Origin of the sequence: Runella sp. CRIBMP, assembly GCF_009905605.1 — a bacterium.
GTDB lineage: Bacteria > Bacteroidota > Bacteroidia > Cytophagales > Spirosomataceae > Runella.
The window spans coordinates 34,371-54,404 of the sequence record NZ_JAAAKZ010000007.1 but is presented as its reverse complement, the minus strand read 5'-3'; the positions used below and the strand labels follow the sequence as shown (position 1 = coordinate 54,404).

Here is a 20,034-nt window from a genome sequence, read left to right as displayed (position 1 = left end):
TTGTCATGCTGAAAGCATCTATAAAATCGTTCATTGCTGTTTCATTAGCCACCTCTTTTTTTTCGTTTTCTGTTTCTGCTCAATCACTCAAAAAACTGCCCGAAACCAAGTATTCACGGGCCGAAGTAGAAATGAACATGCGCTTTTTAGCCTCCGACGAGTTGCAGGGGCGGCGCACGGGGGAGCAAGGCAACTTGGTCGCCGCGCGGTACCTCGCGGAGCAGTTTCGGTACTTAGGCATCAAGCCCGCTCCCGGCCAAACGACCTATTTGCAACCTGTTCCGTTTCTTATTCAAAAAAGTGCCAAAGAGGGCCTTTTAATTGCCAACAGTGATACCTTACACTCGGGCAAAGAATTTGTCATTTTGGGAGGAGGCGCCGCCAACTTCAGCGCCGATGTGGTTTTTGTGGGCTATGGGCAAGCCGCTGATTATACAAAAGATGTGAAAGGCAAAATCGTGGTGGCGCAGGTAGGCACGCCCGAATCAAAAACGCCACAAGAAATCTTTGCCGCCGCCAACGATAAGCGCAAACTTGCCACCGAAAAAGGCGCCGCCTTGCTCATTGAACTGTTTACCGCTCAAATCCCTTGGAACTTTGCGTCACGGTATTTCGGAAATGAAAAACTGAGTTTGGACAATGGCGGAAGCAACGGAGTAACGCACGTTTGGGTCAATGGCCAGCAGAAAAAATACACGGATCTATTCAAAAGCGGGGCTTCTTCGGCCAAGTTTCAAACCACAGGCCGTGACCAACAAAATATCAATTCCTATAATGTGGTAGGAGTGATTGAAGGAACTGACCCCATGCTCAAAAACGAATATATTGTGGTATCGGCGCACTTTGACCACGTAGGCACGGGTAAAAAAGGTGGCAATACCTACACCCCAGCCGACAGTATCTTCAACGGTGCCCGCGACAATGCTTTCGGAACGGTAGCCATGCTGACCGCCGCCAAGACTTTATCTATCCAGCCCGCCAAACGTTCTATTTTATTGATTGGCTACACCGCCGAAGAAGTGGGATTATTGGGTAGTAAATATTATGCAGAGCACCCGCTAGTACCGCTAAATCAGTGCGTGTTTAACCTCAACAGCGATGGCGCTGGCTACAGCGACAAAACGCTCGTGTCGGTCATTGGCCTCGACCGCACCAACTGCAAAGCGGAAATCGAGGCGGGCTGTAAAGCGTTTGGATTAGGCGTTTTTGGCGACCCCGCTCCCGAACAGGGCCTTTTTGACCGCTCAGACAACGTAAATTTAGCCGCCAAGGGCATTCCTGCCCCAGATTTTGCCCCAGGATTCAAAAGTTTTGACGGTGAAATTGCCAAATATTACCACCAAGCCACCGACAATCCTGACTCGGTAGATTTTGATTATCTGTTAAAATTCTGTCAATCATTTGCCTATTCGGCCCGGCTCATTGCCAATAAATCCGTTCGTCCTTACTGGATTGCGGGAGATAAATATGAGCCCGCCGCCAAGGCACTTTATGGGAAATAAGTGATTGTTTTTTGCTAATTTTGTTAAAATAACAAAAACATGGTAGAGGCTCAGACCAGACAAAAAGCACACGAATTGATTGACAGTGTAGAAGATGAATCTATTTTGGAAATAGTTGTGGCATTATTAAAAAGAGAAATAGAACGCGAATACACTGCCAATGATTACCGTAAAGCCGCTGTCATGAATGGCAGCCGGGTTGTTGCTAAATCATTCAAAAATTATGAAGGGTAAGGTATCCCAATGGGAAGTTGTTGAAGTTAATTTTCAAATGCCCGATGGACGTTTTCTTCCTCACCCTGCTTTAGTTGTTTCAAATGATGAACTCTTCCTTGATGAAGAGTTTTTCTATGCCGTATTAATGACAACCAAAAATTATTTTCCAAAATATACCATTGAAATCAAACCTGAAATGCTCTCCAAAGCATCTTCCCGTCAGGGATATTTTGCTACTCATATCGTTGGAATGTTCAACATGGATAGCGTTTTGAAGAAACAACATACTTTTTTAAAACCCGAATATTGTGATTTTGTAAGAAACAAAATCATTCATTCTATTTTTTAACTCCCACATGATTCGTAAAGCTGTTATACCTGCCGCTGGTTTAGGAACCCGATTCTTACCCGCAACAAAATCTCAACCCAAAGAAATGCTCCCCATCATCGACACGCCCACCATTCAGTACGTGGTGCAGGAAGCGGTCGATTCGGGCATTGAAGACATTCTTATCATTACAGGTCGCGGTAAGCGCGCCATCGAAGACCACTTTGACCGTAATGTAGAATTGGAAGCCAAATTAGAAGAAAAACAAGACGAACTGCTTTGGAACGAAATGCGCCGTTTGTCCGACATGGCCAATATTCACTATGTTCGTCAACGCGAGACCAATGGTCTCGGCGATGCCATCTATTACGCCAAACAACACGTTGGCAATGAACCTTTTGCGGTGCTTTTGGGCGATACCATCATGGATTCGGTCATCCCCGTCACGCAGCAATTGATTGATACCTACGAGCAATACCAAAGCACCGTGATTGCGGTCGAAACCGTGCCACGCGAGAAAGTAAACCGCTACGGAATCGTAGGCGGAACGGCGTTGAGCGATACCATCATGCAGTTGGACGCCCTCATCGAAAAGCCTTCCATTGAGGCCGCTCCTTCTACCCTAGCCATTGCCGGACGGTATATTCTTTCGCCCGAAATCTTTACGGCGATTGAACAAACGGGCAAAGGTAAAGGCGGCGAAATCCAACTCACCGATGCCTTCCAAATCTTGCTGCGCCGCGAAAGCATCTACGCCCACCGCATTGAAGGCGAGCGCCACGACATTGGAAACAAACTTGATTTCTTGAAAACAACGGTAAAATTTGCCCTTAAACGCAAGGAATTTTCGGCTCCGTTCTTGAAGTTTTTACGTGAGACGTTGGCGGAGTATGATGTAAAATAGCAGGTTAAAAAACCTTAATTTTGTCATGCCGTAGGCACCTAAAATCACATTTAATGCACTAAAAATTAGACGCTTACAGCGTGACAGAATTTCATGCCCAATCTCCTCCTCATCGATGATGAAATCAAACTCCGGGGGCTGCTCAAACGCATTCTGGAGCTAGAAGGCTATCACGTGAGCGAAGCCGACAATGCACATTCGGCTTTTAAGATTCTGGAAAAACAAGACATTCAGGTGGTAGTCTGCGACGTAAAACTACCTGATGCCCACGGTGTTGAACTTACCCAACGCCTCAAAACGCAATTTCCACTTGTTGAAGTTATCCTGCTGACGGCCTACGGCACCATAGCCGACGGGGTACAGGCCGTCAAAAATGGCGCGTTTGACTACCTTACCAAAGGCGACGACAACGACCGCATTGTGCCACTGGTAGCGCGGGCGACCGAGAAAGCCGAGCTTCGTCAGAAAGTCCATCGGCTAGAGGAAAAAGTAAGTCAAAAATTTGGGTTTGGAAGTATCATCGGAACCTCAAAACCCATTCTGGAGGCTATAGAATTGGCCCAAAAAGTAGCCGTAACGGATACTACGGTGTTGCTGTTGGGCGAAACTGGTACGGGCAAAGAAGTATTTGCCCAAGCCATCCATCAACAAAGTCCACGACGCGATAAACCTTTTGTGGCGCTCAATTGCAGCGCATTCAGCCGCGAAATTCTGGAAAGCGAACTCTTCGGCCACCGCGCTGGAGCTTTTACGGGTGCGACAAAAGATAAAAAAGGCTTGATGGAAGAAGCCCACGGCGGCACGTTGTTTCTGGATGAAATCGGTGAAATGAGCCCAGACTTGCAAGCCAAGCTCCTGCGTGTTCTGGAAACGAATGCGTTCTACAAAGTAGGCGACACCAAGCCAACCCAAGTCAGCGTTCGGTTTGTGGCCGCCACCAACCGCGACTTACAAAAAGAAGCTGAAAACCAACACTTTCGCCTCGATTTGTACTACCGTTTGTCGGTTTTTGAGATAAAACTTCCTTCCCTGCATCAACGCCCCGAAGATATTCCCTTATTGGCCGCGCATTTTGTCCAAATCTATGCGGCTAAAATGAACCGCCCAGCACCAAAATTATCTGCGTCATTTTTAGAAAGACTAAAGCAAAGTGCTTGGAAAGGCAATATCCGTGAATTAAAAAATGTGATTGAACGCGCCGTTATTCTGGCGAATCACAATGAATTAACCCCGCGGGAACTTCCCTTTGAAATGCAGTTTGGCACCGCCAATTTCACACAGGGTGTAGCAACGTTGGCCGAAATTGAAAAACAGCACATTGACTGGATGTTGCACCATACCCAACACAACAAAACCGAAACCGCCCGACTCCTCGGCATCGGTCTCACGACACTGTATCGGAAGATTGAAGAATATGAATTGTAGCGCCTCAAAATTTTGCGGCGCTACCCTATCAAAATGAAAACCCACCCTTCCAAAATGGAAGGGTTTTTTATTGTCCAAATTTCAAAAAACACCATAAACGCCTCTTTTTTAACATCTTAACTACCCTCCATTTCGACAGGCACGGCTTTGGCATACATAAGTGTGTCTCATTAAAACACATTTTCATTATGAGTATGCTTATCATTCTTCTTTTCGCGGGCATTGGGTGCTTTGCCCTGTTCTACGGTTCTATTCGATTCTTTGAAAAAATCTAACGCTATGTTCACCGCTCTCTTCATCCTTGCTTTGGCTGTGTTTGGCTACTTGGTGTACGTCTTACTTAAACCTGAAAAATTCTAGAAACTTCATTAAAATCATGTTACAGGAAATTCTCGGTATCAGTTTAATTTTTGTCCTTACGGTTTTGTTGGCGCTGCCTTTGGGGCGCTACATCGCCAAGGTTTATTTAGGCCAACCTACGTGGCTGGACTTTATGTCGCCGCTCGAAAACTATATTTATAAAGTGTGCCGCATCAATCCCAAAAAGGAAATGACGTGGCAGGAAAATTTGGCTGCTCTTTTAACCATTAATTTTGTTTGGTTTTTCTGGATGATGTTTGTGCTCATGAATCAAGGATGGCTCCCGTTCAATCCAGACCATAATCCGTCGATGAGTGCAGATTTAGCGTTTAATACCGCCGTTTCTTTTTTGGTCAATTGTAATCTGCAACACTATTCGGGTGAGACGGGAGTCACGTATTTTTCGCAGTTGGCAGGATTGATGTTTATGCAGTTTGTAACGGCAGGAACGGGTATGGCCGCAGCGGCGATTGTATTTAAGGCAATGAAAGAGCACCAAACCAATCAATTAGGCAATTTTTATAGTTATTTCCTTAAATCATGCACCCGTATTTTGTTGCCTATCGCGTTAGTGTCGGCCGTTATTTTAGTATTCAACGGAACACCTATGAACTGGGAGGGAAAAGCGAATATCGTTACGGTGCAGGGTGATTCGGTACAGGTATCACGCGGACCAGCGGCAGCCATGATTGCCATCAAACAGGCTGGGACCAACGGCGGTGGGTATTTTGGGGTCAATTCAGCGCACCCGCTGGAGAATCCGAATTACCTGACCAACATCATCGAAAACATTCTTATCATCCTCATTCCCATTGCCTTTGTGTTTGCGCTCGGCTTTTATCTTAATCGAAAAAAACTCGCGTGGATGATTTTTGGCGTAATGACCCTAGGCTTTTTCCTCCTGCTGAGCGTCTCCGTTTATTTTGAAATGCAAGGCAATCCTGCCATCACAAAAATGAATATCAACCAATCATTGGGCAGTATGGAAGGCAAGGAAATACGGTTTGGCGCAGCGGCTTCTGCTTTTTGGGGCATCGCCACCACCACTACTTCCAACGGCTCGGTCAATGCGATGCACGACAGTATGACGCCGCTTTCGGGGGCTATGCAACTCATTGATATGATGATTAATGCACTTTACGGAGGTGTGGGCGTCGGCTTTCTGAACTTCTACATTTTTATCATCATTGCGGTCTTCATTTCGGGGTTGATGGTAGGACGTACGCCCGAATTTTTGGGTAAAAAAATTGAAGCCAAAGAAATGAAAATTGCCACCATCATCGCGTTGCTTCATACCTTTTTGATTCTGGCTTTTACGGCACTTTCAAGTTATGTATTTACCCAAGACCCAAGCGTAGGCTGGCTTAACAATCCAAGTTTTCACGGATTTTCGGAAATGTTGTATGAATACACTTCTTCTTCCGCTAACAATGGATCTGGTTTTGAGGGCTTGAGCGACAACACTCCTTTTTGGAACATTACCTGTGGTATTGTGCTGATTATGAGCCGTTATATTCCCATCATCGGGCCAATTGCCATCGCGGGAATTTTGGCAAATAAGAAGTATATCCCTGAATCTGCGGGAACGCTCAAAACTGACACCGCTACGTTTGGTTTTATGGTGTTTGCCGTGATTTTCATCATCGCCGCGCTGTCTTTCTTTCCCGCGCTCGCGCTTGGGCCGTTGGCGGAGTTTTTTACCCTTCGCTGAGTTGGGAAGCAATATAAGTCAAGACCTTTTCAATGGTCATTGGCTCGGAGGGCAGCACGTTGGTTTCAGAACCGGCGTGGCAATGGAAGGGGAAAGTGTCAATGTATGGATGATGCGCTGTGTTATTCCATCTAATATCGTGAACCGCTTTTTCGACGGTTAAAACAGCAGACATAGCTTACTAATTTTTTCTTCAAAATCACAAAAAATATGAAACGTTCTCAAGCCCCCTCTCTCTTTCAGGGAGGTATGGTAAAAACCGCTCTGATAGAGTCGTTTGTCAAACTCAATCCAACTATCATGTTCCGCAATCCCGTCATGTTTGCGGTCGAAATCGGAACGCTTGTGATGCTTTTGGCGTGCCTGCAAATTGCAGTTGGCGGTGCTGCTACCCAAGGAAGTTTAGTCTATAACGTTATTATATTCTCCGTTCTTTTGCTCACCTTGCTTTTTGCAAATTTTGCCGAAGCACTGGCCGAAGCACGCGGCAAAGCCCAAGCCAACAGCCTCCGAAAAACCCGCGAAGAAACCCCGGCCAAGGTCATCCGAACCCTCGGTCGACTAAAAGTGAACGAACTTCAAACCATTCCTTCCTCCCAACTTGAAAAAGGCGACATATTTGTGTGCGAAGCAGGCGATATTATTCCGACCGACGGCGAAATCATCGAAGGATTGGCCACCATCGATGAGTCGGCTATTACGGGAGAATCCGCGCCTGTGATTCGTGAAGCGGGCGGCGACAAATCGTCGGTAACGGGTGGCACCAAAGTGCTTTCTGACCACATCAAAGTAAAAGTAACAACGCAACCTGGAGAGAGTTTTCTGGACAAAATGATTGCTTTGGTAGAAGGTGCATCTCGTCAGAAAACACCTAATGAAATCGCATTAACCATCTTATTGGCAGGATTTACGCTCATCTTCGTCATCGTCTGCGTCACGCTCAAACCCTTTGCCGATTATTCCCACACCTACATTCCTATTTCAGCTTTTATTGCACTCTTTGTCTGTTTGATTCCAACGACTATCGGAGGTTTGCTTTCGGCTATCGGGATTGCTGGGATGGACCGCGCCCTGCAGGCCAACGTGATTACCAAATCAGGGAAAGCGGTAGAAACCGCAGGCGATATTGATACACTCCTATTGGACAAAACAGGAACCATCACCATCGGAAATCGCAAAGCAACAAACTTTTGGCCCACGGCGGGTATCAGTGAAGAATGCTTTACAACATCTGCTTTGTTTTCTTCTTTGGCCGACGAAACCCCCGAGGGGAAATCCATCGTAGAGTTAGGGCTACAAAAAGGGGAAAAACTGCCTACAATGCTCCAAGATAACGAAATAATCAAGTTTACTGCCGAAACTCGCTCTTCTGGAATTAATTTGCCACCCAATGTCCGCATCCGCAAAGGCGCGCAAGATTCGATTCGAGTCATGGTTGAAAGAGCAGGAAACATATTTCCGAACGATACTGCCGACAAAGTGCGCGAAATTGCCACGAATGGCGGTACTCCATTAGTAGTTTCAGAAAACGAAAAAGTGTTAGGGGTCATCGAATTGCAGGATGTCATCAAACCTGGCATTAAGGAGCGTTTTGAACGTCTACGCAAAATGGGCGTCAAAACGGTCATGGTCACGGGAGATAACCCACTAACGGCTAAATACATCGCCAATGTAGCGGGTGTGGATGATTTTATTGCCGAAGCCAAGCCCGAAGATAAAATGAACTACATCAAAGCCGAGCAGGCCAACGGCAAACTGGTAGCCATGATGGGCGACGGCACCAACGACGCACCAGCGCTGGCCCAAGCCGACGTGGGCGTAGCCATGAACAGCGGAACACAAGCGGCCAAAGAAGCGGGCAACATGGTCGATTTAGACAACGACCCCACCAAACTCATTGAAATCGTGGAAATAGGCAAACAACTGTTGATGACACGCGGTACGCTCACGACCTTCTCTATTGCCAACGACGTAGCCAAGTACTTTGCGATTGTGCCCGCTTTGTTTATGACATCTATTCCAGCCTTACAGGCGCTCAATATCATGCATTTAGCCAGTCCAGAAAGTGCCATTTTGTCGGCGGTGATTTTCAACGCAATCATCATTCCTTTGTTGATTCCGTTGGCCTTGAAGGGCGTGGCGTATAAGCCCATCGGAGCAAGCGCGCTGTTACGCCGCAATTTGCTGATTTATGGCCTCGGTGGATTAATAGTGCCGTTTATCGGCATCAAACTCATTGATCTGATTGTAGCAAGTTGGCTGTAATCGGTTAGTGCTGTTGGTAGTTAGTGTTGTTGGTTAATCATAACCAACACTTGGGTTTCTTAAAACCCAATGCCATTCATCTTTCAAGTATAATCTAATTTAAAAGTATTCAAATGAAAACACACATCGTACCCGCCTTCTTAATGACCGCTACTCTGTTTGTATTACTGGTGGTTATTTATCCCTTACTTGTATGGGGATTTGCTCAATTTGCGCCCGAAAAAGGCCAGGGCGAAACTGTTTCGGTCAATGGCAAAGTCGTAGGTTTTGCCAATGTAGGCCAAAAATTCACGGAAGATAAGTACTTTTGGTCGCGCCCGTCAGCGGTGGAATACAATGCTGCTGGTTCGGGAGGCTCCAACAAAGGCCCTTCCAATCCTGATTATTTGGCACAGGTACAAGCTAGGATTGACACGTTTTTGGTGCATAATCCAACCATCCCCAAATCAGCTATTCCCGCCGAACTCCTGACGGCTTCGGGTAGCGGACTTGACCCCGACGTATCGCCACAAGGGGCCGAGGTACAGGTTGCTCGAATTGCAAAAAATAGAAACCTTCCCGAAAATAAAGTCAGAGCACTGGTTAAAACACATACCCAAGGCCCTCTTTTGGGCTTGTTTGGACCTTCAAAAGTAAATATTTTGGCATTGAATTTGGCTTTGGATAACTTGTAACCCCACAGCGGTTGCCAAAAATCAGAAATTACCATGAAAAAGTTTGTAACTGTCGCACTTGCCTACGTGCTGTGTACACCCTTATTTGCCCAAACCATTGATTCTACAGCCAAACTTGTCCTATCTGGCTACGTAGAAGCCTATTACAGCTATGATTTCAACCAGCCCCTCAACAATGACCGCCCATCGTTTGTATACAGCCACAATCGACACAATGAATTCAACCTCAATTTGGGTTTTATCAAAGCCGCTTACGTTGACGAACGAATTCGCGGAAATATTGCCCTGATGGCTGGCACGTACACTAACGCTAATTTGGCCGCCGAACCTGCTACGTTGCGCCATATTTTTGAAGCCAATGTGGGCCTTAAACTCGCAAAAACCAAAAATCTCTGGCTCGACGCAGGCGTGTTTTCTTCACACATCGGTTTTGAAAGCGCCATCTCAAAAGATTGTCGAACGCTCACCCGCAGCCTCATGGCCGACAATACGCCTTATTATGAGACGGGAGCCAAAATTGGCTATACCACCGACAACGGAAAATGGTTTTTATCGGGATTGGTGCTCAATGGTTGGCAACAAATTCGACGGACGGATGAAAATACCCGTTTGGCCGTAGGCACTCAAATTACGTTTAAGCCAAACGCTAAGGTTACGCTCAATTCCAGCACATTTTTGGGAAGTCGCCCCGACAACACCAACCGAAATCGTTTTTTTCATAACCTCTACGCCATAGTTCAATTAAACAAAAAATGGGAGTTAATTGCCGATTTTGACTACGGGATAGACCAACAACGCCCCAGTTACGACGCTTGGACAAGCTGGGTGGCTATTTTAAAATACCAACTCAGTTCAAGAGTAGGCGTTGCGGGACGTGTAGAAAATTATAGCGACCCCAAAGGATTGGTTGTCACCACTAACTCACCAAACGGTTTTCGCGTAAATGGCTATTCATTCAACCTAGACTATACCCCTATCTCGAATGCATTGTGCAGGATTGAAGCCCGTAGTTTGGGGAGTAAAGATGATTTATTTGAAAAAGCAGGCCGAAAAACCGCAACCGATTTTATTGTCACCACCTCATTGGCCGTGTCATTTTAAAACCATGCCCAATTCTACCAAACAAAACGCCCAATATTTCCTTGACCTCATCAAAAAATCGCGACGGGGTAAGTTGAAGGTTTATATCGGCATGAGTGCAGGGGTGGGTAAAACGTACCGAATGCTGCAAGAAGCCCATACCCTTTTACGCAATGGCGTAGATATAAAAATCGGTTTTATTGAAACCCACCGCCGCGCGGATACACACGCCTTGCTCGACGGTTTGCCGCTCATCCCCCATCGTAGCGTATTTTATAAAGGGAAAGAAATGGAGGAAATGGATTTGCAAACTATTCTTAACCTTCATCCCGAAGTAGTGATTGTGGATGAACTTGCCCATACCAACATCCACGGCTCTAAAAACGAAAAGCGTTGGCAGGATGTATTAGACATTCTGAATGCAGGAATTAACGTTATTTCAGCCGTCAATATTCAGCATCTCGAAAGCCTTAATAATGACGTTTTTAGAATCACAGGAATTGAAGTTAAAGAAACGGTCCCCGATAGTATCTTGCAGCAAGCCGACGAAGTGGTCAACATTGACCTCACCGCCGATGAGCTTATCGCCCGCCTTAAAGAAGGCAAAATTTATGACCCTACTAAAATCGAGACCGCGCTCAATCATTTTTTTAAAGCCGACAAAATTCTGCAACTACGAGAATTGGCCCTGAAAGAAGTAGCCTCACAGGTGGAACGAAAGGTGGAATTGGAAGTACCCAGAAATGCGAACTTACGCTCCGAACGATTTTTGGCCTGCATCAGTTCTAACCACGAAATAGCAAAAAAAATACTGCGTAAAACCGCGCGTTTAGCGAGTTATTACCAAGGAAAATGGTACGTATTGTACGTTCAGACCTCGGCAGAAGAGGCCGACAAAATCGGTCTTGCCGCCCAACGCCATCTTATCAATAATTTTAAATTAGCGACTGAAATTGGGGCTGAAGTGATTCGGGTCAAAAGCAATGAAGTGGCCCAAACCATTTTTGACACCGCTCAAAAACATAACATTACAACCGTCTGCATAGGCAAACCTCATCGCAATTTTTGGAGAAATATTACAGGCAACTCGCTATTTTTCAAACTATTGAACAAAGTTTCCGATACTGACATTGATTTAGTAGTGATAAGTTAACGAACTATAAAAAAGCTCCCTTACAATGGAGGGCTAAGGTGGGGTTATGAAACTAAAAACCAAACTTCGACTTGCGCTTACCTTTTTGTTTGCCGTCATTGTATTGCTCGGCAGCCTAGGGGCGTGGTACCTCAAAAAACTCTCCTCTGAAGCGCAGGAGATATTGAAAGACAATTACATCTCGCTCGAATACGTACGCAACATGCGTAATGTGATTGACGAAAACGCCTGGAAAAACGAAGACATTACCCTTTTTGAAAAAAGCCTTCTTCATCAAGAGCAAAACATTACCGAAATAGGCGAGGCTGAAGCCACCCAGCAGCTTCGAAGTCACTTTAATGCTCTCCGCAAAAGCCCCGACAGTAGCCGTATTCGCCTCATTGCTCAACAGTTAACCAAACTTACAGATGTCAATATGCAAGCCATTGTGCGCAAAAATGCGCAGGTAAAAAAAACGGCCGATGAGGTCTATTCTTACATGGTGCTTATTGCCACGGTATGCGCTTTAGTGGCGTTTTCGTTTATCATCAACTTTCCTAACACCATCGCCGAGCCCATCCAACAATTGACCGAAGGCTTGCAGGAAATCAGTCGTAAAAACTACGAGTCGCGGCTGGGTGTGGAGCGCAAGGACGAACTCGGAGAAATGGCGCGCGCTTTTAACCTAATGGCCGAAAAACTGGACGAATACGAACACAGCAGTCTGGCCAGGGTGCTTTTCGAAAAACGCCGTACCGAGACCATCATCAACCAAATGAACGACGCCATTGTGGGCTTGGATGAGAGCGACTATTTGCTTTTTGTCAACTCAACTGGAGCCGAAATGCTCGGCCTAGATGCGTCTCAGCTGGCGGGCAAATACGCCCCCGATGTGGCCCTCAAAAATGATTTATTACGAACATTATTAAACGACGGCACCCCGCTAAAGCCCCTCAAAATAGTGACAAACGAGCGAGAAGGCTATTTTACCAAAGAGGTTTTAGAAGTAAAAAATGGCGAACAACGCATCGGCAAAGTGATTATCCTTAAAAACATTACGCCCTTTCACGAACTTGACCAAGCCAAAACCAATTTTATCGCCACGATTTCGCACGAATTGAAAACGCCGATTTCGGGCATTAAAATGAGCCTAAAACTTCTTGAAAATGAGCGGATTGGGTCATTGAACAAAGAACAAAAACACTTACTTAATCAAATCCAAGACGACAGTCAACGGCTCCTCAACATTACGGGTGAGCTCCTTGACCTGTCGCAGGTAGAAACGGGCAATATTCAACTCAATTTCAGAAGCATCCATCCGCAGGAAGTTGTCAAGGCCGCGACTGAGGCATTGCAATTTTCGGCAGAGCAAAAACAGCTAGAATTGCATTGTCAACTTCCTGTTGATTTACCCGCTATTCAGGCAGATTTAGACAAAACGATGTGGGTTTTAATGAATTTTCTTTCCAATGCCATTCGGTATAGTCCCGAAAAATCAACCATCACGGTAGAGGCTCAGGTCAGCCATGACCAAAAACACGTGCTTTTTTCGGTACAAGATTTTGGGAAAGGAATTGAGTCAAAATACCAAGAGCGCATCTTCGACCGCTATTTTCAGGTTCCCAGCAACGGCCAGTCTAAATCAGGAACGGGGCTAGGGTTGGCCATTTCCAAAGAGTTTATTGAAGCACAAAAGGGACGTATCGGCGTTGAAAGTGAATTGGGCAACGGCAGCCGTTTTTGGTTTCAACTGCCGTTGGCTTAAAGGTGCTGGCCCGATTTGAAATCTGGTCCCAATTCAGGTATGTTTATACTGCATCTGTCGCATCAAAATCTTTATAAACCAGCCCAATCTCTTGCCGCACGGCATCCAACAACGAAATCAGGTTCATGCTGTCGGTCAATGACCATCTGTCACTTTCGAGCTTGCCTGCCTCCAAACATGCATTTACTTCTTCAATTTCGTACTGATACCCCCAAGTTGGGCGGTCGAAAGCAAAGGTTTCGGTGGTTTCATTGTCATAAGTGACCGTCACCGCCTTGCTTTCGTGCCAGCGCGAATCAATGGCTATGCTCCCTTTTTCTCCGTATATAAACGCCTCACATGGCGTATTGGCCATGAAAGTACAATCCAAAAAGGCAAACTGTTCGTCGGCATAGGTCAACGTCATGCCTGTCGATTCATCCACTTTGGTTTCACCAAAAATAGCCTGTGCCGTAATTTTGGTTGGTTTTCCCAAAATCAGGTATGATAAAAACAACGGATAAATCCCAATGTCCAGCAGTGCGCCTCCTCCCAAATCTTTGTTAAAAGTCCGTTTGTCGACGTCGTAAGGCGCTTTAAATCCAAAGTCCGCCTTCACCCCCAACACTTTGCCAATGGCCCCTGATTCAATAATTTCGAGGGTTTTGAGTGTGGTTGGCAGAAAACGCGTCCACAATGCTTCCATCAAAAATACATTCTTGCCCCGCGCCACGTGAATCATTTCACTTACCTGAGCAGTATTCATGGCAAAGGGCTTTTCGCACAAAACAGGAATACCAGCGTTGAGGCACAACAACGTATGGTCAAAATGGCCGATGTGCGGCGACGCAATATAGACGGCATCCAATTCTGGGCAATTGATTATTTCTTCGTAGCTGCCGTACGTATACGTAGCGCCGTACTCCCGCGCAAACAGCTGCGCCCGGCCCAAGTCGCGGGAGGCTACCGCCGTGAGTTTGGCGTCTGCCACCTGCATTAAGTCTTGGGCAAATTTATGGGCAATGCGCCCCGGCCCGATGATTCCCCAACGTGTCATGTGGATTTTGGTTTGAGTTTAAACAAAGAAACAATCAGCGAAGCACAAATTCCAAATAATTGACGGAATTAATCACGGCGGTACTCAGTACGGGGTAGTTTTCAGTAAAAGTGCGCGAAAATTTAGCTTTTTGCAGGGGATTCCACTTGAATTCATACGCCTTAAATTGTCCGTTTTCTTCTTCAACATAGTCGATTTCCTGCTGTTGGGCGGTTCTCCAAAAGAAACTATTTACTTGTTTTTGAGCATAATGAAGGCTTTTGAGGCGCTCACTTACCAAAAAATTCTCCCACAAGGCCCCCGTATCTGCCCGCAGATTTAGAGGTTGATAATTTTTGATAAGCGCATTTCGAATCCCGTTGTCATAAAAATAAATTTTACGACTCTTCGCGATTTCATTACGTACATTACGATTCAACGCTCTCAAACGAAAAACAACAAACGCCTTTTCCAGCAAATCAATGTAGCGTACCACCGTTGCTTGGTCTATTTTGAGCAGTTGAGCTAATTCCTGATAAGAAACTTCTGAACCCACTTGCAAGGCCAACGCTTCCAACAATGCCTGAATCACTTCGGCTTTTCTTACATCTTGATAGGTAAAAATATCTTTGTATAAGTAGCTATCGCAGATGTTTCGGAGCAATATCTCCTCCTCTCCCTGATTCAGCACCACTTCAGGATATTGGCCATAAATAAGGCGGCGTTCTAACAAACGTTTTTCTTCTAAAGCACCGCTGTAATTTACCAGTTCCTCAACCGAAAGTGGATACAAATGAAAGTCAAATTTACGTCCCGTAAGTGGCTCCTGAATCTCATTTGCTAATTCCAAAGCCGAAGAGCCTGTAACAATCACTTGCCGCTCCGGGAGATTATCGACCAACAATTTAAGCGTCAAACCAATGTTTTTTACGCGTTGGGCTTCATCAATCAGTACCAAATCGGCATTTCCAAGCAATGCCTTTATCTCCGTAGAAGTAGCATTGGTAAGCTGTTGGCGCACATCCGGCTCATCGCAGTTAAGCCAGATGGTTTTCCCTTCATATTGTTGTTGTATAGCTCGCAACAGGGTTGTTTTACCTACTTGGCGTGGACCCGTCAAGATAACTACTTTCCCTCTTTTCAGTCGTTGCTGAAGGTGCGGCATCAAGCTACGTTGAATCATTAGTATATCTTTTCACGATTATAATCCAAAATTATTATAATAATACTAGATTACAATCCTGAGAAATGATATATATTTTCCTAGTGTAGTAGAATTACAATTTACTTTCCTTATCCGAACGTGGTGAAAATCAAAGACATGACACTATTTAGCACGGTCTCAAACTCAAGTCAGAGTGTAAAAGACGATTTTTTTGAAAACTTTAGCCATTCCTTTTACTAAAAATGGTATCCAAATGATGCTGTAAAAACTCCTTTCGGGGGAGGTAGCGTTTTGGAAGCGCTATTTTTTCATTTTCAAGCAAAGCAAAATATTTCTGATAGTACGCTTTATTTGAATTCTTTTTCAGGTCTTTAGCAATAATTACCGAAAACTGTTCTGTAATTCCTATCAATCCCTTGTCAAAAGCTTTATCATAAAGATTGGACAGGCAGATTCCATTTTCAGGATTTAATCTTTCACTTTCACTGGAAGACCATGGAAGGATGTGACTTGCGACCAATAAATCAGGAACATCTATTCCAGAAATCGCACATTTTGAAGAATAATTTGATAGAACAATTTGCCTAAATATGTTTTGATTGATACGAACTTTAACCGCCCGAAGCTTTGTTTCGTCCTTCAAATCTTTAATATCAAAAAGTAGGTCTTCAAATTTATTTTCCAGGGTTTGGTGCTCTTTTCGAGCAAGAATACGCTCACTTTCAAACAGCAACTGCTCCTTATTCTCAATAAATTCATCCCATATCGGTTGACATTGCCTCTTGCCACCGTCCATTCCTTTCACTCCTCTTGCTTGATGATAGGGGTCAACGGCCGCAAAATTAGTAAGTCGAAAGGCAATTGAATTGGGAGTTCGTCCAATCAAACCCGCAAGATGAATCACCTCTGGAGTACGGCTGTGCATTTTACCAAAGGGCAACTTCAGGTATAAGTTAAATGCTAAAATCAATTCTTCTTTGCTCCAAAGATTTACCGCCATTTATTCTCCAAGGTTAGTGATTTAAACAGTTTATTTACCTCCCTCACCGTTTCTCATACGCTTTGGCAAAGATAAACAGCAAGACACCAAACTTCCTTAACCGTCCAAAAACGTACACTGAGTCAAGCATATCTTTTCAAACCCCGGATTGGCCGCTAAAGCAGGGGCTATCAAGAGCAAAATCTAGGCAATCTCTATACGCACAACACTTTTGTTTCTCGTAATCGCTTTTTTTGTTGTGTAAATCCAAGATACGATACTTTTTGAAAGCTACTCACAACAACGTACTAGCAATATACATTGACCTTGCAGCCCACATAAAAATCTCTGAGAAATTGTCTAGCTTTGTTAGATACCTGTATACGTTAAATGAATAAGCGCATTATTATTATTTTACTTTTTTGTTGTAGAGCAGTAATAGCGCAGCTAAAACCTGTCGCCAAAGATGACAGCTTGTTGAATTCCTCCAAAAAACAATGGCTAGACCCTCAAACTAAGCCCACCCAAAAAGCCAAAGCCCTTCAACGTATCGTTATTTCCTACTTCCAAAATCAATCTTCTACCGACTCGCTTGCTTTTTATAATGATTTATACCTCCGTTACGCGTTGCAGCATAAGCTCAACACTTTTATTGTTGACGCTTATTTTCAGAAAGTCAATGCTGAACGCGGGAAAGGCGATTGGATTGCGTTGATAAAAACCGGACTGGAAGCTCTCCACAAGATAGATTCACTAAAAATATCCGTCTCAGCGCATCAAAAAAGTATTATCATTGATGAAATGGTATATGGGTACATTTTTTTAAGTGATATAGAAAACGCCGTTTCTTATACCCAACAGAGCATTGAGGCCCTCCAAAAAGCAAACCACAATGGGGCAAACAACTTACAGATTTCGATCATGTACCTGACTACCGCCCGCGCTTTTGGCTACACCAACGACTACCTTACATCTAGCCGCTACCTAGACAGCTCGTTGGTGTATATCAACCAAACCAGCGACGTATTGCAGAAACACTACATCCTCAATGACTGTGTAAGCATTAAAATTGACCTTAAAAAATACGCGGAGGCACTTCCTACCGCTTATCAGTGCCTGCGTTTCTTCGAAAAAAATACCAATATTCGCGGCTTGACCGAGATCCAGATGCTCATGGGGCGGCTCTTCTTGGGGCTAAGAAAGTACGATGAGGCGATTGCTTTCAGCAAAAAAAGCATTGAAAAAATCGCCAATACCCGGATTTTGTACCGGTCGTACGAAACACTCTACCACGCTTATAAAGCCAAAAATCAGTTGGCAGAAGCCCTCATTGCCCACGAACACTACATAGAGTTTAAAGATAAGCTATTCAATGAGCAGGTAGCTAACGCCAAGGTGGCTTTAGAAAGAAGATTTGCGGAAGAAAAAGCAACGGTTTTGCTCAACAAAGAAAAGGCCGAAGTAGCGATTCAGAAGCGTTATAGAAATTATTTCATTGCAGGCGCTATTCTATTGGCGATTGTGTCGGCGGTTTTGTTTTTTAACCGGAGGCTACTACAAAAACAAAACCAAGAAATTGAATACCAAAGAGATACGATTGAAAAACTCAATGTCAATCTGGAAGCAAAGGTACAGAGCAGAACTGCCGAATTGCAAAAAGCCTACGACAAAATCAAAGACGCCATGCAACGCGGTCAGAACCTTGAACGCAGGCGAATGGCCGCCGACCTGCACGACAACCTTGGGAGCCTTCTTACCGCAATCAGTATTTCATTGGACAACATAAACCCCCAGCACCTCAATCATCGTGAAAAAAAAATCTACTCCAATATCATTTCAATGACCGAAAATGCCTACTCAGAAATCAGGCTCCTCTCCCACAACCTTATGCCTGAAGTGCTCGAAAGAGAGGGGCTACCGCAGGCATTAGAACAGTTTGCGCGGAAACTTAATCTGAATCAAAAAATTCATTTTTCGGTAAAAATCAACGCTTTACCTACACTAAGCAATGTAGTTTCACTGAATGTATACGCCATTTGTCTGGAACTCGTTCAGAACATCATCAAACACTCCAAAGCCACCGAATCTACCATTTGCATCTTTGAAAACTGCACTATATTGTGGGTGGAAATAACCGACAATGGAAAGGGCTGGCCCAACAACCAACATAAGGGCTTCGGAATCAGCAATATACAAACAAGATTGAAGGAAATTGGGGGTCAGCTTTTGATTGATAAGGGCTATTCTAGAGGGACTAAAATTGTAATTTCAGTCCCCTTAGAGGATGATAAAATGGATAAGCCCGAATTTATTTAATTGTAAATCACAAAATAAAAGGCCTGATTGACCGAAAGGAACGCATTTTGATTGGAAAAACCATCCTTCAGGAAAACATTACATTTCCCATTTCCACAAGCTGCGGAGGAGATTATTTGGGCATTGCTACTGTTGAGTGTTACTAGTATCGTAGAATCAAAAGTAATGCTTGCGTTTGAAATAATGTACTTCCCTTCATAATCATTTTGAGAAGTCCAATTTCCAGAACCAGATTCAGGCGTACCCGAGGAACTTACTTTTCCATAACAAATAGGGAACAAACTTCCGCTTGGATTAGTACTTTTTGTAACCTTTCCAGTTAAGGTAATATCACCAGTTACTTTGACATTTCCCAGCACTTCTAGTTTCTCGTCAGGCGCTGACGTACCAATTCCTACCCGATTTTGGGTACCGTTCACGTATAATTCATTGTTGATATTTACCAAGTCGTCTACCCCCAATGTACTTATATTCAAGTTATTAAGAGAATTGGTGCTAATTGAGGCCACATTTGTCCCCTGATAGTTAAAAAATAATTTTGCCCCTGCGCTCCCATCAAACTCCAGTTGGTCGTATCCGTGGGTGCGAACCATAAACCTGCCATTAGTATTACTGCTGTTAAGCCCGATACGCAGATTGTCGCCTGAGAGCTGCACAAAACCCTTATCGGTGTATCCAGAAGACGGGAAGTTGCTTTGGCGTAACTGTAAAATAGGGTTGATAGCATCCAGCATGATACCCACTCCCGACCCCGACGACCTAATATGCAGTCTATCTTCGGGGCTACTCACACCGATGCCTACATTGCCGGGCAATAGCGTATATAAATTATCCCCAGATGCGTTCCAATTGTTGTCACTGTCGTCGGCAAAACGTACCCACGATGAGCCATTGTACCAGTACATACCGCGCGGATTGCCAGTATTGGTCGTGGTCTGAAAAATCATCATACCACTGCGGGCATTGACAATATTATCCCTTTCCGTTTTGGTCATTCGGGGCATCAACAAAGCTTGATTGGTCGTATTTAATTCTAAAATAGCTGAACTGCCAGAAGGCGTGAGGGTGATACTTTGTGCGAACAATGGCGTCGCAAAGCCCTCAACCAATAACCAAAGTATAATTTTTTTCATGAGAGTTTTTTTTATCAAAATTCTCCCGAAAAATAATAGGTGTCAATCACGGCAAACCGTGATT

The 20,034-nt window shown here is 44.6% G+C and carries 18 protein-coding genes; 13 read left to right on the top strand and 5 right to left on the bottom strand.

The window, feature by feature from the left end; genetic code table 11:
- Positions 1–5 precede the first annotated feature (5 nt).
- From GVN20_RS17830 to kdpA, 7 genes are all read left to right on the top strand, one after another.
- The gene (locus tag GVN20_RS17830; RefSeq protein WP_166559643.1) at positions 6–1,502 is read left to right on the top strand and encodes a M28 family peptidase; all 1,497 of its coding nucleotides are present in this window, start codon (positions 6–8) and stop codon (positions 1,500–1,502) included.
- Positions 1,503–1,541: 39 nt separating this feature from the next.
- Positions 1,542–1,736, top strand: coding sequence for a hypothetical protein (locus GVN20_RS17825; RefSeq protein ID WP_166559642.1), 195 nt, complete (start codon positions 1,542–1,544; stop codon positions 1,734–1,736).
- Complete coding sequence (locus GVN20_RS17820) at positions 1,726–2,067, top strand: type II toxin-antitoxin system PemK/MazF family toxin (protein ID WP_166559641.1); 342 nt, start codon at positions 1,726–1,728, stop codon at positions 2,065–2,067. Before GVN20_RS17825 ends, GVN20_RS17820 begins: the two co-directional genes overlap by 11 nt.
- Positions 2,068–2,074: 7 nt before the next feature.
- Positions 2,075–2,950: a UTP--glucose-1-phosphate uridylyltransferase GalU gene (gene galU, locus GVN20_RS17815; RefSeq protein WP_166559640.1), complete on the top strand. Its 876-nt coding sequence runs from the start codon at positions 2,075–2,077 to the stop codon at positions 2,948–2,950.
- A gap of 93 nt (positions 2,951–3,043) precedes the next feature.
- Positions 3,044–4,375, top strand: a complete 1,332-nt coding sequence (locus GVN20_RS17810) for a sigma-54 dependent transcriptional regulator (RefSeq protein WP_166559639.1) — start codon at positions 3,044–3,046, stop codon at positions 4,373–4,375.
- A gap of 279 nt (positions 4,376–4,654) precedes the next feature.
- Positions 4,655–4,735 carry a K(+)-transporting ATPase subunit F gene (gene kdpF, locus GVN20_RS17805; RefSeq protein ID WP_114070236.1) on the top strand — a complete coding sequence of 27 codons (81 nt, stop codon included), beginning with the start codon at positions 4,655–4,657 and terminating at the stop codon, positions 4,733–4,735.
- 16 nt (positions 4,736–4,751) lie between these two features.
- A complete protein-coding gene (gene kdpA / locus GVN20_RS17800) occupies positions 4,752–6,446 on the top strand; it encodes a potassium-transporting ATPase subunit KdpA (protein ID WP_166559638.1) in 1,695 nt (564 codons plus the stop codon).
- Here kdpA and GVN20_RS17795 read toward each other — a convergent pair.
- Positions 6,433–6,621, bottom strand: coding sequence for a DUF6516 family protein (locus GVN20_RS17795; protein ID WP_166559637.1), 189 nt, complete (start codon positions 6,619–6,621; stop codon positions 6,433–6,435). The two genes, kdpA and GVN20_RS17795, sit on opposite strands and share 14 nt — an antisense overlap.
- Positions 6,622–6,656: 35 nt before the next feature.
- Here GVN20_RS17795 and kdpB point away from each other — a divergent pair, with 35 nt between their 5' ends.
- From kdpB to GVN20_RS17770, 5 genes are all read left to right on the top strand, one after another.
- Entirely contained in the window at positions 6,657–8,711 is a 2,055-nt protein-coding gene (gene kdpB, locus GVN20_RS17790) for a potassium-transporting ATPase subunit KdpB (protein WP_166559636.1), read from the top strand.
- Between the two features lie 113 nt (positions 8,712–8,824).
- The gene (locus tag GVN20_RS17785; RefSeq protein ID WP_166559635.1) at positions 8,825–9,385 is read left to right on the top strand and encodes a K(+)-transporting ATPase subunit C; all 561 of its coding nucleotides are present in this window, start codon (positions 8,825–8,827) and stop codon (positions 9,383–9,385) included.
- Positions 9,386–9,418: 33 nt separating this feature from the next.
- On the top strand, positions 9,419–10,486 hold the full coding sequence (locus GVN20_RS17780; RefSeq protein WP_166559634.1) for a porin: 1,068 nt from the start codon (positions 9,419–9,421) through the stop codon (positions 10,484–10,486).
- Positions 10,487–10,490: 4 nt separating this feature from the next.
- Entirely contained in the window at positions 10,491–11,618 is a 1,128-nt protein-coding gene (locus GVN20_RS17775; RefSeq protein ID WP_166559633.1) for a sensor protein KdpD, read from the top strand.
- A gap of 46 nt (positions 11,619–11,664) precedes the next feature.
- Positions 11,665–13,362, top strand: a complete 1,698-nt coding sequence (locus GVN20_RS17770) for an ATP-binding protein (RefSeq protein WP_166559632.1) — start codon at positions 11,665–11,667, stop codon at positions 13,360–13,362.
- Between the two features lie 43 nt (positions 13,363–13,405).
- On the opposite strand, the gene GVN20_RS17765 is transcribed toward GVN20_RS17770, so the two are convergent.
- The 3 genes from GVN20_RS17765 to GVN20_RS17755 all read right to left on the bottom strand — a co-directional run bounded on the left by GVN20_RS17765 (position 13,406) and on the right by GVN20_RS17755 (position 16,542).
- Positions 13,406–14,398 carry a Gfo/Idh/MocA family protein gene (locus tag GVN20_RS17765; RefSeq protein ID WP_166559631.1) on the bottom strand — a complete coding sequence of 331 codons (993 nt, stop codon included), beginning with the start codon at positions 14,396–14,398 and terminating at the stop codon, positions 13,406–13,408.
- Positions 14,399–14,432: 34 nt separating this feature from the next.
- Complete coding sequence (locus GVN20_RS17760) at positions 14,433–15,560, bottom strand: ATP-binding protein (protein WP_166559630.1); 1,128 nt, start codon at positions 15,558–15,560, stop codon at positions 14,433–14,435.
- A gap of 202 nt (positions 15,561–15,762) precedes the next feature.
- A complete protein-coding gene (locus GVN20_RS17755) occupies positions 15,763–16,542 on the bottom strand; it encodes an HNH endonuclease (RefSeq protein ID WP_166559629.1) in 780 nt (259 codons plus the stop codon).
- Positions 16,543–16,911: 369 nt separating this feature from the next.
- Between GVN20_RS17755 and GVN20_RS17750 the strand changes: the two genes are divergently transcribed.
- Positions 16,912–18,837: a sensor histidine kinase gene (locus tag GVN20_RS17750; protein WP_166559628.1), complete on the top strand. Its 1,926-nt coding sequence runs from the start codon at positions 16,912–16,914 to the stop codon at positions 18,835–18,837.
- On the opposite strand, the gene GVN20_RS17745 is transcribed toward GVN20_RS17750, so the two are convergent.
- The gene (locus GVN20_RS17745) at positions 18,834–19,970 is read right to left on the bottom strand and encodes a hypothetical protein (protein ID WP_166559627.1); all 1,137 of its coding nucleotides are present in this window, start codon (positions 19,968–19,970) and stop codon (positions 18,834–18,836) included. The two genes, GVN20_RS17750 and GVN20_RS17745, sit on opposite strands and share 4 nt — an antisense overlap.
- Positions 19,971–20,034: the final 64 nt, after the last annotated feature.